Consider the following 15,100-nt stretch of genomic DNA (forward strand, 5'->3'; position numbering starts at 1 on the left):
GCTTTAAGATGTCCCCTTCCTCTTTAGGTGGGGGAAAACAAACTACAACAGCTGGCGAGCATATCTCCCAGCTCGTTGAAACGCTAATTGGAAGATTTTTCTTCTAAAGAAGAAAAATTTGAACAATGGCGTTATAACGAGCTTAAGATGTCCCCTTCCTCTTTAGGGGGGGATCAAACTATTATCAGGTTGACACTTGAAGGTATTTTTGATAGAATTCCTATTGCAATGAAAAAGAGGAGTAATCCCGTTTTAGCGAAGCAGGGGCGGTGAAAGCCTGCTGTTGGGATGAATGGCACTTTGGAGCGTAAAGTAAATATCCATTGAGGCGGAATGCGTTGGCATTCAAGCAGGGTGGAACCGCGGGTTATCTCGTCCCTGTAACATTATTAATCGATGTTACAGGGATTTTTTATTTCTGTAACAAACTAGAAGGAGGCAAACTCTTATGAAATATCAGGAAATGATCCTGGCCCTTCAGCAGTTCTGGTCAGAACAGGGCTGTATCCTGGGCGAACCTTATGATGTGGAAAAAGGTGCCGGCACCATGAATCCATTTACCTTTTTGCGTGTTTTGGGACCTGAGCCATGGAATGTGGCTTATGTTGAGCCTTCCCGCCGGCCTGCTGATGGCAGATATGGTGATAATCCTAACCGTCTGTATCAGCATCATCAGTTTCAGGTAATAATGAAGCCTTCACCTGATAATATTCAGGAGCTGTATCTTGCATCTTTGGAGCGTTTGGGGATTAATCCAAAGGAACATGATATCCGTTTTGTTGAGGATAACTGGGAATCCCCTACTCTCGGCGCTTGGGGTCTGGGCTGGGAGGTTTGGCTGGACGGAATGGAAATTACCCAGTTTACTTACTTCCAGCAGGTAGGTAGTCAGGATATCAAGCCTACTGCTGTAGAAATAACCTATGGTCTTGAGCGTTTAGCCATGTATATCCAAGGGGTAGAAAATGTTTATGATATTCAGTGGGTTGGCGACTATACCTACGGTGATGTATTCCACCAGAATGAATTTGAGCAGTCTACCTATGCTTTCGATCTTTCAGACGCTGACCTGCTGTTTGAGCTCTTTGACAAATATGAAAAGGAAGCTGTCCGTGTAATTGAGAAGGGCTATGTTCATCCGGCCTACGATTATGTATTGAAATGCTCTCATACATTTAACATGTTAGATGCCCGGGGAGCTATCTCTGTATCAGAACGCGCTGAGTTCATTGGCCGGGTCCGTAAGCTGGCCCGCCTGTGCGCTGCCTGCTATCTGAAGCAGCGTGAGGACTTGGGTTATCCAATGATGGGAAAGGGGAATAAGGCATAATGAGCAAGACTTTATTATTAGAAATCGGTACTGAGGAAATTCCAGCTTATGCAATGCCTGGCATTATTTCCCAGCTGAAGGAAAATGCTGAGAGGACTTTTGAGGAAATGCGTCTGTCCTTTGCTTCGGTGAGGACAATGGGAACTCCACGCCGGTTGGCTCTTGTTGTGGAAGGCCTGAATGAAAAACAGGCAGACCTTTCCAAAGAAAATCGTGGACCAGCTGTAAATATTGCTTTTGATGCAGATGGCAATCCTACCAAGGCCGCCCAGGGATTTGCCCGTGGGCAGGGCGTTGATGCCAAGGACCTGGTTACCAAGGATGGCTATGTATATGCCATGGTTCACGAAGTAGGCGGTGATACCAAGGAACTCCTAAGTGATACTTTAAAGGGTTTGGTGGATGGCCTGACTTTTCCCAATAATATGCATTGGGCCAATCTTGATTATAAATTCATTCGTCCACTGCGCTGGTTGGTAGGCCTCTATGGTGATGAGGTTATTGAGTTTGAAACTGCCAATGTGAAATCTGGGCGTGTTTCCCGTGGGCATCGTTTCCTGTCAGAGGGAGATTTTGAAATCAAGAGTGCCGATAGTTATGAAAAAGCCTGTGAGGAGCAGTTTATTATCGTTGATCACAATCGCCGTCGGGATATGATTCGTCAGCAGATCATTGATTTGGCAGAGTCAAAGGGCGGCAAGGCCCAGATTGAAGAGGGCCTTCTGGAGGAGGTACTCTACCTGGTAGAATATCCAACTGCCCTTTGTGGAACTATTGATGACAAGTATTTGAAATTACCGGCTGAAGCGGTTATTACCCCGATGCGTGACCATCAGCGCTATTTTCCTGTACTGAAGGACGGAAAGCTGATGCCACTCTTTATCACTATCAGAAATGGTGGCCGCGAGCATCTGGAAATTGTTCAGCATGGTAATGAAAGGGTGCTTCGTGCCCGCTTGGAGGACGCACAATTCTTCTTTGATGAGGACCGGAAGAAGTCTCTGGAGGAGCATGGGGACAAGCTGAAGACAGTAGTATTCCAGGAAGGTCTTGGTTCAATTTACGATAAGGCATTACGCCTTGAGAAGCTGGCTGCTTACATTGCTGATGCGCTTAAGGTATCAGCTCAGGATAAAAAGGATGCCATGAGGGCAGCAAAACTGGCCAAGGCTGATTTGGTAACCGGTATGGTTACTGAATTTACTGAGCTTCAGGGCATTATGGGCCGGGAATATGCACTTTTGGACGGTGAGACTGAGGCTGTTGCTCAGGCTATTGATGAGCACTATATGCCAAGAAGTGCCGGTGATGGTCAGCCAGCATCTGTGGCTGGGCGTATTGTATCCTTGGCAGACAAGATTGATAACTTAGTTGCTACCTTCAGCAGAGGGTTGATTCCTACAGGCTCACAGGATCCGTTTGCCCTGCGCCGTCAGGCCCTTGGAATGGTGAATATGCTGATAGAAGCTGAATATCATATATCTCTTGCCGGGCTGGTGGATCAGTCAATGGACTTGCTGAACATTTCTGGTGTCAAAGACCGTCAGAAGATGCAGTCAGATGTGGCTGATTTTATGAAGTTGCGCCTGAAGAATGTACTTTCAGAGGCAGATATCCGCTATGATGTGGTGGATGCTGTATTCGTAGATATTGACGATATTTATGGTACAACTCTTAGGGCAAAGGCTGTGGATGAAGCTGTTAAGAAGGGGATGGATTCTGTTATCCAGGCATTTAACCGTGCCGGCAATATTTCACGCAAGGTTGATGCTGTTGAAGCCGGGTGTGATGAAAAGCTGTTTGTTGATAATGCTGAAAAGGCTTTGTATGATGCTTTTGTTGATACATCAGCCAAGGTGGATGAACTGATTGCAGCTCAGAACTATGGCGGAGCGATTGCCGGACTTGCAAAATTGTCTGCCCCGATTGATGGATTCTTTGATGCAGTTATGGTCATGGACAAGGATGAAAAGATAAAGAACAACCGCCTTGGTATGCTCAAAGCGGTTGACGGGCTGATATGCAAAATAGCTGATTTCAGTAAAATTGTTTTGGCATAAACAGGATGCTTATGACTGAAGTGCTGCCTTGGCAGCACTTCAGGTTTTTAAGGGGCGAATGTCCGTATCACCTGGGCCGATTTGGGTGAAGGCAGCATAAGCAGATGTCTTCAATTGGATGGTCCGGATTGTATTTTTTGAGGAGGATCAGATGACAACTGCTGATATAAACAACATTTATAAATTAGATGGGCGGGTGCCGTTTTTTAAGGCACTGCCATATGGTATTCAGCATATACTGGCAATGTTTGTAGCCAATATTACTCCCATAGTAATCGTTGCAGGGGCAGCACAATTGGGCAGGGATAACACGGCCATGCTCATCCAGAATGCAATGGTGATAGCGGGTATTGCAACGCTGATTCAATTATATCCGGTATGGAGGATAGGCTCCAGGCTGCCTATTGTAATGGGGGTGAGCTTTACCTTTGTATCTGCCCTGTGCATGGTGGTAACTGTGTATGGATATAATGCTGCTATTGGTGCCATATTGGTAGGTGGTATCTGCGAGGGATTTTTAGGCCTTTTTGCCAAATATTGGCGGCGACTGATTACTCCAATAGTAGCGTCCACAGTTGTTACAGCCATAGGATATTCCCTGTTGACCGTAGGTATTCGTTCTTTCGGAGGAGGATATAATGACTCTTTTGGTAATCCGGATAATCTGATTGTGGGTACCATTACCCTGGTAGTGTGCCTGCTTTTCAACATTATTGCCAAGGGACCTCTCAAGCAGCTTTCGGTGTTGGCGGGACTGATAGTGGGGTATGTGGCGGCTATAGCTTATGGCATGGTGGATATCTCCAGCATATTTTCGGGTGGGGTGATTTCCATACCGGTATTTATTCCCTTTGCCCCGGAATTTAATATACATGCTATTCTGACGATGGTTACTATCTTTATGGTGTCAGCAGCTGAAACCATAGGTGATACCTCTGCAATGACGGCTACCGGACTTGGCAGACCCATAAAGGAGCGTGAGATTTCAGGCTCGTTGGCCTGTGATGGTTTCGCCAGTTCACTGTCTTCTCTGTTTGGCTGTCCTCCGGTAACATCCTTCAGCCAAAATGTTGGTCTGATTGCCATGACTAAGGTGGTAAACCGCTTCACAATAATGACTGGAGCGTTATGCATGATTATGGCGGGACTGTTTCCCCCAATTGGAGCGATCTTTGCCTCATTACCTGATCCTGTATTGGGTGGTTGTACTATCATCATGTTTGGTTCTATCATGGTCAGTGGAATCAATATGATGTCAGAATCCGGTTTTAATCAGAGAAATACAATTATTTCTGCACTTTCCTTCTCAATAGGAATTGGTGCGACAGCGCCAAGCGAAATTGCAATATGGCATTCACTGCCGCAGTTTGTTCAGGATATTTTTGCCGGCAACTGTGTCGCTGTGGTGTTTATAGTTGCAGTAATTCTCAATCTGGTATTGCCTAAAGAAATGGATAAATAACAAAATAAAAAGGAACCGTTCAGCAACGTCATAGGTTGCACCAACGGTTCCTTTTAGATTATACGGTGATCATATGAATAATGCTGGAAGCAATGTCATAACATCACAAAACAAGATTAATCCTTTATGATTTCAGACAGAGCTCCTGCTAATGATTTGCTCATGATATCCAAAGCAGTATCAACAGCCTGGATATAAAGTAAACCTGCATCAGCTACACCGCGGCCGTTTGAAACTGCATTGAGGTCAATATATTCATGAGTTGGCAGTTTACTACGCTCTACGGCAATTTTCTCCTTAAGAATAGCTTCGATGGCTTCCTTGGTCATTCATAACTCTCCCCTCTAAAACATAATTTAGTATATTATATCATAATCATGTAAAATATGTATACTGTTTTTCGTGGGAATCCGCCCCTTGACATGAATTAAGCAAAATGATAGGTTTGTTGTATAACGAGCTTTAAGATGTCCCCTTCCTCTTTAGGTGGGGGAAAACAAACTACAACAGCTGGCTAGCATATCTCCCAGCTCGTTGAAACGCTAATTGGAAGATTTTTCTTCTAAAGAAGAAAAATTTGAACAATGGCGTTATAATTAATATGTGCATAAATCTGATGATATATGTTGTAAAGGTGGTGCTTTGAATGAATGTGAGGGAACGCATTGAAAAAAACGAATATGTGCTTTTGGCTCCTGAGGCTGCAAAAAGCCAGGAGGCGGAGCGTGAATATCCGGAGCCGGATTGCGATTATCGCAGCAGATTTCAGCGTGACAGGGACAGAATTATACATTCAAAGGCTTTTCGCCGTCTTAAGCATAAAACTCAGGTATACATCAGCTCGGGAGATCATTACAGAACCAGGATGACCCATAGTCTTGAGGTTGCGCAGATTGGCAGAACAATTGCCAGGAGTCTTCGACTGAATGAGGATCTGACAGAGGCCATTGCCTTGGGCCATGATGTTGGCCATACGGCCTTTGGTCACGCAGGGGAAGCAATACTTAACACCCTGACAGGGCATTTTGCCCATAATGAGCAAAGTCTGCGGGTAGTTAAATATCTTGAAAAGGGTGGCAAGGGACTGAATCTCACCCGGGAAACAATGGATGGGATAGTGCATCATAGCGGGAAAATACAGCCTTTTACCCTGGAGGGGAAAATTGTGCACTGGGCTGACCGCATTGCATATTTATGCCATGATTTTGATGACAGCATGCGGGCTGATTTCCTGAAGCCTGCCAGCTTGCCCAAACTGGTTATGGACAGGATAGGTGTAGATACATCAAAAATGATTACGGCAATGGTTTCAGATGTAATTGTTACCTCTGAAGGGACCAAGGACATTTCCTTTTCCAAGGAAATGAGTGAGGCAATGGATGTTTTTCGGGATTTTATGTTTGAGAATATTTATCATTCCGACCGGCTGGCGAAAGAGCGTGAGCAGGCTGTATTTGTCCTGGAGCAGCTTTATCGTCATTTTTCCAAAAATCCTGACCATATGCCACTGGAATTTCAGCAGAGGCAAAGTGAATGGGGGCTTGAACAGACAGTGGTGGATTATGTTGCAGGCATTACTGACAGCTATGCTGTCCACCTGTTTAATGAAATATATATACCACCAATAGGAGCTATGTAAAATAGCTTATAGGGTATTTGTCAAGATAAATTTTACAAAAAAAAGGATATTTTATTTTTTTATTGAATATAAACAGTGCAAAAGGGGTTTAAATGGCGTGGCTGTTGATTCTGAATTTCAGCTGTTGATTGTTGGTAGTTCGGCATCAATATTCTATGCAGTAAGAAATCTTTTTGCACTGTTTTATTGCGTTGAGTAAAGGATGAGGTAAGAATGGCAATTTGGTTGCCAGAGGAATTCGTGGAACGGGTCCGAAGTGAATCGGACATTGTTTCTGTAGTCTCTACCTATGTGCAGCTCAAACGCAGGGGAAACCGATATTGGGGATGCTGTCCGTTCCATCAGGAGGACACACCATCATTTTCAGTGAAACCTGATGATGGTTTTTTCTACTGCTTTGGCTGTCATGCGGGTGGCAACATTTTTAAGTTTATATCCCTTATAGAAAATGTGTCATATTATGATGCAATAGTTCTTCAGGCTGAGCGATTGAATATTCCATTGCCTGAGCGGGAAAAATCTCCTCAGGAGCTGGCCAGGGAGAAAAAAGTATCCGAGCTGCGTGAAGTTCATGAGATGGCGGTCAATTTCTTTCATAATTGTCTGGTTATGACAAATTATGGCGTTGCCGGACTGGAATATTTTCACCGGCGCGGGATAGATGATGAAACCATCAAGGAGTTTAAACTGGGCTTTGCACCAGATGCTTGGGACAAGCTGAGCAGTGCCTTTGCCAAAAGAAACATTAGTAACAGCCTGTTGCTGGAAAGTGGACTGGCTGTCAAGAGGCAGCAGGGCAATGGTGAATATGATCGCTTCCGTAACCGTGTGATGATACCTATTATGGATGAAAGGGGTCGTGTATGCGGTTTTGGTGGTCGAATTATCGGCGAAGGTCAGCCCAAATATCTTAATTCACCGGAAACGGTTCTGTTTAATAAACGCAGACTGTTGTTTGGTCTGGATAAGGCCCATAGATATATTTCCCAGGCGGGTTTTTCAGTTGTAGTTGAAGGCTACATGGATGTTATTTCGGTAGTTGCTGCTGGAATCCGGAATGTTGTGGCGTCTCTGGGAACGGCTTTTACGGTTGAGCAGTGCAAAAAGCTGTTGCGTTATGCACCAGCAATTTATTTTTGCTATGACAGTGATAATGCCGGGCAGGAAGCTATCGCAAGAGCTGTTACTATTGCCGCTGAGACCAATGCCGAGGTGAAGGTGGTACAGCTTCCTGATGGAAAGGATCCGGATGAATTTATTCAGAAGCATGGTGCAGAAGAGTTCAAAAAGGTTATTGCAAAGGCTGTCCCGGTAGTGGAATTTCAGCTGAAGCATATTATATCCCATAGTGATATTAATGGTTTGGAGGGACGCCTTAGGACACTGACTGAAATGTTGCCTGTTTTGGGTGGGATAAAAAATACGGCTGAAAGATCGGCTTATGTTTCCAAGGTTGCACAATTGCTAAGTGTGTCAGAAAATGATATACTAGCAGAGTTGACCAAAAAAGGCCATGCGGTGGTTAACATGCAAAAAACTGCCAAGGATGTGAGAAAGGCCGTTCGTAAGGTGGAAAATGCTACCAATCGGTCAGGACGGGTCATAATTCGCATGATTTGGGAAGAACCGGCAGTTATAGACCATTTTGTCAGCATGGTACCAATAGAATCTCTTCCAAATGAGCTGCATCGGCAGATTTTAAACGAATTGGCTGATAAGTACACAAAGGGAGAAACAGTTAAGGATATAATCAATCTTCCACAATTAGGTGAGGAAGCGATGGCTGAGTTATCAAGAGCTTTAGTGGAGGACCTGGGAGAGGAAGATAATTCTATATTATATGAAGCCTGTGTGCGACAGTTGCGCAGGCACTATCTGGCTGGACAGTATGAAGTTCATTCTATGGCTGCAGACAATCTGTATCGCCAGGGAGATGAAAAATATCATGATGAACTGGCACTCAGTCAGAAAATTAAGCATGAAATGGATGAATTACAAGGTGTTAATGAGTAATGGACCAGCATTATTATAGAGAAAGGAGGTTTATCAATGGCGGGGAGAAGAAAAAAGGTTGAGGAAGCTGATTTGACAGAAGAAGTAGCCGTGGCTAAACAGGGAACAGTCAAAAAGAATACTACATCTGCTGAGATGGAGCAGGAAAAGAAGCCTAAGAAGACTACAGCTAAAAAGACTGCCAAAACAGCTGCAAAAAGTGAATCCACTGCAAAAAGTGCTACAGGTCAATCCAAGAAAACTAAGGCCACAAAGGACACTAAGACAAGTGCAAAAAATGCAAAAACAAGTGCAAAAAACACAAAAACAAGTGAAAAAGACACAAAAACAAGTGCAAAAGATGCAAAGTCGATAAGTGCAAAGGATGCAAAAACCACAAGCGCAAAAAAGAGCAAGAAGACATCTGATACTGGTGATGCAGTCAATTCTGCAGAAAATGAGGCTACTAATTTTGCTGAACTGGTTGAGCAGGCAAGGATTAATGGTAACAGGATTACTGCAGGGGAAATTATAGAAGCTTTGCATAAGCAGGATATTTCTCCGGAAGAGTTGGATGAGATTATAGTTGATAAGTTCAGCAAAAATGGTGTAGAAGTTTCTTTTGATGATAATGTGTCAGAAGATGATGTTGATAAACCTGAGGATGAGGATGATGTCGATGTAGAGGTCGGCATTAATATACCTGATGGAGTAAGCATAGATGATCCGGTTAGAATGTATCTTAAGGAGATAGGCCGGGTTCCTCTTTTAACAGGCCCTGAGGAAAAAGAGTTGGCACGGCGCATGGAGGCAGGCGTTTCTGCTGAATTGTGCATTGCAGCTGATGCTGTTGTCAAGGAGGATGGTAATGCCGGCCGTGACAGCCTGCGACCGATATCTGAATGGACCAGGCTTTTAAATCTTGATAATAACAATATTGCCCGTAAATATCTGCATCTGAAAAACAAAATGATTTCTTCACTGGTTGAGCAGTACAAGGAAAATATCACTGAGGATACAGATTTTGACAACGAATTATTTGAAAAATATGATGAGAAGCTGGGCAATGTAGAGATTGAGATTGAACCGCTGTCTGAAACTGAAATCAGTGATTTGTATGCAGCCAAAGCCTATGGTGAGGATGCTCAGAAGCGGCTTGCTGAAGCTAATTTGAGACTGGTGGTAAGTATAGCCAAAAGATATGTAGGCCGTGGAATGCTGTTCCTGGATTTGATTCAGGAAGGCAATCTTGGACTTATAAAGGCTGTGGAAAAGTTTGATCATACCAAGGGCTATAAATTTAGTACCTATGCTACATGGTGGATCAGACAGGCCATTACCAGGGCGATAGCCGATCAGGCGCGAACTATCCGTATTCCTGTCCACATGGTGGAGACCATTAACAAGCTGATTCGTGTCACCAGACAGCTGGTGCAGGATTTGGGGCGTGATCCAAAGCCAAATGAAATTGCGAAAAAGATGGATATAAGCGTAGACCGTGTGAGGGAGATCATGAAGATAGCCCAGGAACCGGTTTCGTTGGAGACTCCAATAGGTGAGGAGGAAGATTCTCATCTTGGTGATTTCATTGAGGATCATGATGCTCCGGCGCCTGCAGAACAGGCATCCTTTATGATGCTCAAGGAGCAACTGACAGAAGTCCTTGAGACCCTCACAGAGCGTGAGAAAAGGGTATTGGTACTCAGATTTGGTATAGAAGATGGCAGAGCCCGTACTTTGGAAGAAGTGGGGCAAAGCTTTGGTGTTACCAGGGAGCGTATCCGTCAGATTGAGGCCAAGGCATTGCGGAAGCTGCGCAATCCAACACGCAGCAGAAAATTAAAGGATTTTCTGGACTGAGTAATATTTGTCTATAGAAGGGGGCTGGTGGTAACAGTCCCCTTTTTAGTGTATGATGTATAGCCCCCGGTATACATAGGATTACTATCGTTATTATGGATGAACAACCTGGGAACCGGCGGTATTGGATGAATTGATTTGTGCTTGAGGTGGGAAATGTTAGATGAGCGATTAAGGGCTGTGGCGGATTTAGTCCCTATAGGCAGCAGTGCTGCTGATATTGGTACAGATCACGCCTATCTGGCTATTGAATTGTACAGGTTGAACAGTGGGCGAAGAGTTATAGCTGCAGACCTTAATGCCGGACCGTGTGCTGCTGCGAGGCATACCATTGCCGAGGCAGGGTGTGATGGCCTTATAGAGGTGCGGCAGGGGGATGGGCTGACCGTACTCAGCCCTGGTGAGGTAGATGCTATATGCATTGCAGGTATGGGCGGTAAGCTTGAAGCCGATATTCTTGAAGCTGGCCGGGAGATTGTACAGTCATTAAGCTTTATGGTGCTGCAGCCACAAAATGGCTGTGATTATCTTCGGGGCTGGCTGTATAAAAACGGGTGGAAAATAGAGGCTGAAAAACTGGCAAAGGTGGATTCAAGACTGTATCAAATTATTAAGGCTGTCCCGGGAACCTGTGATATGCCAAGTGAAGCAGGGCTGATTTTGGGGCCGGTCTTATTAAAGGAACGGCCACCATTGTTTCACGAACACCTGATTAATAATCTGAACACCCTTAAAAAAATTTTTGCGGGACTGCAGAAGGGTGGAAGCAACACTGCAGGTAAGATAGCAGATATTCAGCATAAAATAAATGTTTTGGAGGAATACCTATAATGAAATGCCAGACAGTAATGGGACTCATAGAGAAAATAGCACCAAAAAAATTGGCTGAAAACTGGGACAATCCCGGGCTGCAGGTAGGTAATCCGGAACAGCAGGTCAAAAAAATCATGGTATGCCTGGATGTCAGTCTGCCAGTGGTACAAAAAGCCATTGAAAAAGGCGCGGATATGATAATAAGTCATCATCCTGTAGTAATGTTCAAGGGCCTTATGAGTATACGCACGGATGCCTGGGTGGGTAAGTTGATTCAGGCACTTTTGACGCACAATATTGCGGTGTATTCTGCCCATACCAACCTGGATATTGCCCAAGGAGGGTGCAATGATATTTTGGCCAGGATGTGCGGATTGGAAAACATCGATGGATTTGTACCCTGCCAGGATTATCCTGAGGAAAGTATGGGACGGATAGGGTACCTTTCACAGGAAATTCTGCTGGAGGACTATGCAAAAAATATATGTCACAGTTTGGAAACGGATTGTGTCCGCATAGTAAAAGGTGGCAGGGATATGGTAAAAAAAGTCGCTCTTTGCAGTGGTGCCGGCGGTGACTTCATAAGCAAGGCAGCTTTTTGTGGAGCCGATGTATATATCACCGGTGATATTAAATATCATGAGGCTCAGCAGGCCATGCGTCAGGGAATTAACCTTATAGATGCCGGGCATTTTGCTACGGAATTTCCGGTTGTGAGGGCTTTGGCCGAATATTTAAGGACCGAAATACGGAAGCTTGATCAAGCTGTGGAGGTTATAGAGGATGATATATCCAAGGATTATTTCAGTATTGTCCTTAAGTGAGGCAAGAATCCGACTAAGGATGTTCTTTTATTTATGTTAGTTGAATGGTGGTGGCAATAATGACGCGCAGTGAAACAATGGAATTATTCAAAACATTTCCAATCTATGGGATTACAGCTGAAAAAGCATCCCTGGGACGCAATAACTATGAGGTTGTACATGCTATGCTCAGGGCAGGGATACGCTTTATACAATACAGGGAAAAGGAGAAAGCAGGACTGGACCGATATGAAGAGTGCGTGAAGCTGAGAGGGCTCACCCGTGAATATGGGGCTGCTTTTATAATTGACGATTTTGTCGATCTGGCACTGGCTGTGGATGCAGATGGCGTGCATATCGGTCAGGAGGATTTACCTCCGGCAGTGGTGAGGAAACTGGTGGGAGAGAATATGGTAATAGGGCTGTCAACACATTCTCCGGAGCAACTTGACCGCGCCAACAGTCTTAAAGGTGTTATTGACTATGTTGGTGTGGGACCGGTTTTTCCTACCATGACAAAGGCATCTGCCGTTCCGGTGGGATTCAGTTATGTTGAATATGCTGCAAATAGCTCTGAATTACCCTTTGTTGCCATTGGTGGAATAAAAGAGGAAAATATTTCTGAAGTTTGGGAACATGGGGCACGAAATATAGCTGTAGTTACTGATATCACTCAGTCAGAGAATATCGAACAAAAAATCCAAAACCTAACAAATAACATCAGAAAATAATCATTATATCATCATGATATGCTCAAAAAAGCGACCGGCGGTTTGACAGGGTGTATATACAGTGATATAATGACATTGTTGTGAGTGTGAAAGACAATCGCTGACGATTTATTCGTTTGAGGAAAGTCCGGGCTCCATAGGGCAGTGTGCTGGATAACGTCCAGCGGGGGCAACCCCAGGGAAAGTGTCATAGAAAAGGAAACCGCCTGTTTTCAGGTAAGGGTGGAAAGGTGCGGTAAGAGCGCACCAGCAGTCAGGTGACTGGCTGGCTTGATAAACCCCACATGGAGCAAGACCGAATAGGGAAGAATATGAGGTGGCCCGCCGATCTTCCGGGTGTGTCGCTAGAATTGTCAGGTAACTGGCAATCCAGATAAATGATTGTCACCGCCTTGGCGGTACAGAACTCGGCTTATTGATCACTCATGACCATATATGATGAGCTATATATATAGAAGGCCTAATCCAGCTCACGGAGCGGGGGAACCAAATTCTTGGGGTGAATGAACATCAGATGTAAATTAAGCTTCTGATCTTAAAGGGTAGTCTTCTCTGCCCTAACCCGACAGCTAACCTCGTAGGCATAGAGAGAGGAGTGTCTTTTTGGGTAAGATTGTGCGTATTTTTGCGCTATCCATGCTTTTGATGTGTTGTCTTTCTGTATGTAGTGCTTCGGCGTTTCGTATGGGAGACCAGGGAAATGATGTTGCTGAGATTCAGGGTCAGCTCGCCAGCTTGGGCTATGATGTAGCTGCAGATGGTGATTTTGGACCGGCTACTGTAGAAGCTGTTAAAATGTTTCAGCGGGCTCAGGGCTTAAATGCTGATGGGTTGGTAGGCCCATCTACATACTCCGCATTAATGGGGAGAGAGATGCCACAGGTAAGCCGTAGCTACAATTCAGTTTCCCGTCGTGTAATTGCCAACTCCATGAATTATATTGGTGTCCCTTATGTATTTGGCGGCACCAGTCCTAGTGGCTTTGACTGCTCAGGATATGTGCGTTATGTATTTGCCAGTGCTGGTATTTATTTACCTCGTACTGCTGATGCACAATATGAGGTTGGTATGCCGGTATCCAGAAGTGAATTGATACCTGGTGATCTGGTGTTCTTTTCAACATATGATTATGGGGCATCCCATGTAGGTATTTATTTGGGCGATGGCTCATTTATCAATGCTTCATCCAGTCGCGGTGTTGCCATTGATTCCTTGTATAGCTCTTATTGGGGCTCATGCTATATCGGTGCACGCAGAGTATATTAATTTTTCCTGGCGGAGATATTTATCTCCGTCATTTTTTTTGCAAACATCACTTAAGGACAGCAGAAGAAAGGAGCAGTTCACATTCATTTTTGAACAGAACTGCTCCTTGTTTATGTGTGCTTTGCCAAGCCGTTTTTTACCCGGTGTTAGTGGATAATTATGTCTGTAATCATTGAGCTTTTCGTACAATCTCAATCTGTACATAATCCAACGGACCGGATATAGGTACATTTGGTTTCCTGATAGTTACTTTTACTTCCGCAATAACAGAATACTGAGCCAGGAGCTTGTCTCCGATATGACCGCCCAATGCCTGTAGCAGACGGAAACGCTTATTGGCGACAGCGTCCTTTACCACGGCATAAATAGCGCCTGAATCGATGGTGTCATCAAGGTTATCGGTTTCAACAACCTTGTCATTTTTTGTAGTAACCTCCACATCAAAATAAAACTTTTGCCCCTGTTCCCGCTCATATTCGTACAGACCATTAAATCCATAGAACATCATATTGACAATTTTGATTTTTGCCACTAAAATCCACTCCTTTTGGTATAATATCATAATCAGCCTTAAATATCCGCATCCTTCTGAAGCATAGAGCTGTTTCGGAAGAACACAGAAAAGCCGATTTGATTGATAATGTTAATTTATCTATTCGCCAATTATGTGGTTTTTCCTGCTGGCATTTTGTCCTATATTAAAAACTGTTTTTCAAGCTCCAGTGCAATGGCCCGCAAACCCCAAGGCTGTTCCTTGAGTCTGGTTATACCGAGCCTTAATTGCTGCACGGTGGCGCCGATTATCACATCCGTATGGGAGTCCCGGAGATTTATAGTTCCTGAGGATACTGCCGCTTCGGCTCCCTGACTAAGCATGGTCTGTTTTATGATATTGGCAGCACGGGTATCAACCTTTTCTATTTTTATGACATGAAAAAGCATTTTTTCCTTCATTAATTCAATGCCTCTGGCAGAAACACCTATGGCAGATAATTCTGCACTGATATCGGAAATGGATGACGGGGATATTGCTATTATATTGCTTTCCATGGGAAATTCTCCTTTTTCTATTGCGTTTGTCTGTGCTTTCATTGTATCATAATAACATGTCATATGACATAACATGGAGCTTGCTTTATGATTA

At 44.2% G+C, this 15,100-nt stretch carries 13 protein-coding genes, 1 other RNA gene, 2 pseudogenes and 1 riboswitch; of the genes and pseudogenes, 13 read left to right on the forward strand and 3 right to left on the reverse strand.

The genetic code is table 11. From position 1 onward, the window contains the following. Positions 1-87 precede the first annotated feature (87 nt). The 4 genes from K6C05_RS03390 to K6C05_RS03405 all read left to right on the forward strand — a co-directional run bounded on the left by K6C05_RS03390 (position 88) and on the right by K6C05_RS03405 (position 4,852). Positions 88-273: a hypothetical protein gene (locus K6C05_RS03390; RefSeq protein WP_296731235.1), complete on the forward strand. Its 186-nt coding sequence runs from the start codon at positions 88-90 to the stop codon at positions 271-273. 175 nt (positions 274-448) lie between these two features. Beyond that, a complete protein-coding gene (glyQ, locus tag K6C05_RS03395) occupies positions 449-1,330 on the forward strand; it encodes a glycine--tRNA ligase subunit alpha (RefSeq protein WP_296731238.1) in 882 nt (293 codons plus the stop codon). Then, entirely contained in the window at positions 1,330-3,390 is a 2,061-nt protein-coding gene (glyS, locus tag K6C05_RS03400; RefSeq protein WP_296731240.1) for a glycine--tRNA ligase subunit beta, read from the forward strand. The genes glyQ and glyS overlap by 1 nt, the downstream gene beginning before the upstream one ends. Before the next feature lie 151 nt (positions 3,391-3,541). Then, complete coding sequence (locus K6C05_RS03405) at positions 3,542-4,852, forward strand: nucleobase:cation symporter-2 family protein (RefSeq protein WP_296731242.1); 1,311 nt, start codon at positions 3,542-3,544, stop codon at positions 4,850-4,852. 116 nt (positions 4,853-4,968) lie between these two features. Here the strand turns inward: K6C05_RS03405 and K6C05_RS03410 are convergent, their stop codons facing one another. Next, positions 4,969-5,181: a hypothetical protein gene (locus K6C05_RS03410; RefSeq protein WP_296731244.1), complete on the reverse strand. Its 213-nt coding sequence runs from the start codon at positions 5,179-5,181 to the stop codon at positions 4,969-4,971. Positions 5,182-5,498: 317 nt separating this feature from the next. Here K6C05_RS03410 and K6C05_RS03415 point away from each other — a divergent pair, with 317 nt between their 5' ends. The 9 genes and pseudogenes from K6C05_RS03415 (at position 5,499) to K6C05_RS03455 (ending at position 13,956) form a co-directional block, all read left to right on the forward strand. Beyond that, a complete protein-coding gene (locus tag K6C05_RS03415) occupies positions 5,499-6,491 on the forward strand; it encodes a deoxyguanosinetriphosphate triphosphohydrolase (RefSeq protein ID WP_296731247.1) in 993 nt (330 codons plus the stop codon). Between the two features lie 213 nt (positions 6,492-6,704). Further along, positions 6,705-8,504: a DNA primase gene (gene dnaG, locus K6C05_RS03420; RefSeq protein WP_296731249.1), complete on the forward strand. Its 1,800-nt coding sequence runs from the start codon at positions 6,705-6,707 to the stop codon at positions 8,502-8,504. A gap of 135 nt (positions 8,505-8,639) precedes the next feature. Continuing rightward, positions 8,640-9,293: pseudogene (locus K6C05_RS11000) on the forward strand (sigma-70 factor domain-containing protein); the annotation flags it as partial. A 327-nt stretch (positions 9,294-9,620) separates the two neighbouring features. Beyond that, positions 9,621-10,343: pseudogene (gene rpoD, locus K6C05_RS03430) on the forward strand (RNA polymerase sigma factor RpoD); the annotation flags it as partial. A 156-nt stretch (positions 10,344-10,499) separates the two neighbouring features. Beyond that, a complete protein-coding gene (locus K6C05_RS03435; RefSeq protein ID WP_296731251.1) occupies positions 10,500-11,174 on the forward strand; it encodes a class I SAM-dependent methyltransferase in 675 nt (224 codons plus the stop codon). Continuing rightward, positions 11,174-11,980, forward strand: coding sequence for a Nif3-like dinuclear metal center hexameric protein (locus K6C05_RS03440; RefSeq protein ID WP_296731254.1), 807 nt, complete (start codon positions 11,174-11,176; stop codon positions 11,978-11,980). The genes K6C05_RS03435 and K6C05_RS03440 overlap by 1 nt, the downstream gene beginning before the upstream one ends. Positions 11,981-12,039: 59 nt before the next feature. Continuing rightward, positions 12,040-12,690, forward strand: a complete 651-nt coding sequence (gene thiE / locus K6C05_RS03445; RefSeq protein ID WP_296731257.1) for a thiamine phosphate synthase — start codon at positions 12,040-12,042, stop codon at positions 12,688-12,690. 81 nt (positions 12,691-12,771) lie between these two features. Further along, positions 12,772-13,120, forward strand: an RNA gene (gene rnpB / locus K6C05_RS03450) — RNase P RNA component class A. A 17-nt stretch (positions 13,121-13,137) separates the two neighbouring features. Beyond that, positions 13,138-13,288: riboswitch (cyclic di-AMP (ydaO/yuaA leader) on the forward strand. Between the two features lie 5 nt (positions 13,289-13,293). After that, positions 13,294-13,956 carry an NlpC/P60 family protein gene (locus K6C05_RS03455; protein WP_296731259.1) on the forward strand — a complete coding sequence of 221 codons (663 nt, stop codon included), beginning with the start codon at positions 13,294-13,296 and terminating at the stop codon, positions 13,954-13,956. 169 nt (positions 13,957-14,125) lie between these two features. On the opposite strand, the gene folB is transcribed toward K6C05_RS03455, so the two are convergent. Then, positions 14,126-14,488 (reverse strand): dihydroneopterin aldolase, encoded by a 363-nt coding sequence (folB, locus tag K6C05_RS03460; protein ID WP_296731262.1) that lies wholly within the window; start codon positions 14,486-14,488, stop codon positions 14,126-14,128. Positions 14,489-14,649: 161 nt separating this feature from the next. Continuing rightward, the gene (locus K6C05_RS03465) at positions 14,650-15,006 is read right to left on the reverse strand and encodes a dihydropteroate synthase (protein WP_296731264.1); all 357 of its coding nucleotides are present in this window, start codon (positions 15,004-15,006) and stop codon (positions 14,650-14,652) included. Positions 15,007-15,100 lie beyond the last annotated feature (94 nt).

Source organism: Anaerovibrio sp., from assembly GCF_024697385.1.
Lineage (GTDB): Bacteria > Bacillota > Negativicutes > Selenomonadales > Selenomonadaceae > Anaerovibrio.

Excerpts from the sequence above, each read along its gene's own strand:
- glyQ (WP_296731238.1), top strand. The coding sequence starts at position 449 with ATGAAATATCAGGAAATGATCCTGGCCCTTCAGCAGTTCTGGTCAGAA.
- glyS (WP_296731240.1), top strand. The coding sequence starts at position 1,330 with ATGAGCAAGACTTTATTATTAGAAATCGGTACTGAGGAAATTCCAGCT.
- K6C05_RS03405 (WP_296731242.1), top strand. The coding sequence starts at position 3,542 with ATGACAACTGCTGATATAAACAACATTTATAAATTAGATGGGCGGGTG.
- K6C05_RS03410 (WP_296731244.1), bottom strand. The coding sequence starts at position 5,181 with ATGACCAAGGAAGCCATCGAAGCTATTCTTAAGGAGAAAATTGCCGTA.
- K6C05_RS03415 (WP_296731247.1), top strand. The coding sequence starts at position 5,499 with ATGAATGTGAGGGAACGCATTGAAAAAAACGAATATGTGCTTTTGGCT.
- dnaG (WP_296731249.1), top strand. The coding sequence starts at position 6,705 with ATGGCAATTTGGTTGCCAGAGGAATTCGTGGAACGGGTCCGAAGTGAA.
- K6C05_RS03435 (WP_296731251.1), top strand. The coding sequence starts at position 10,500 with ATGTTAGATGAGCGATTAAGGGCTGTGGCGGATTTAGTCCCTATAGGC.
- K6C05_RS03440 (WP_296731254.1), top strand. The coding sequence starts at position 11,174 with ATGAAATGCCAGACAGTAATGGGACTCATAGAGAAAATAGCACCAAAA.
- thiE (WP_296731257.1), top strand. The coding sequence starts at position 12,040 with ATGACGCGCAGTGAAACAATGGAATTATTCAAAACATTTCCAATCTAT.
- K6C05_RS03465 (WP_296731264.1), bottom strand. The coding sequence starts at position 15,006 with ATGGAAAGCAATATAATAGCAATATCCCCGTCATCCATTTCCGATATC.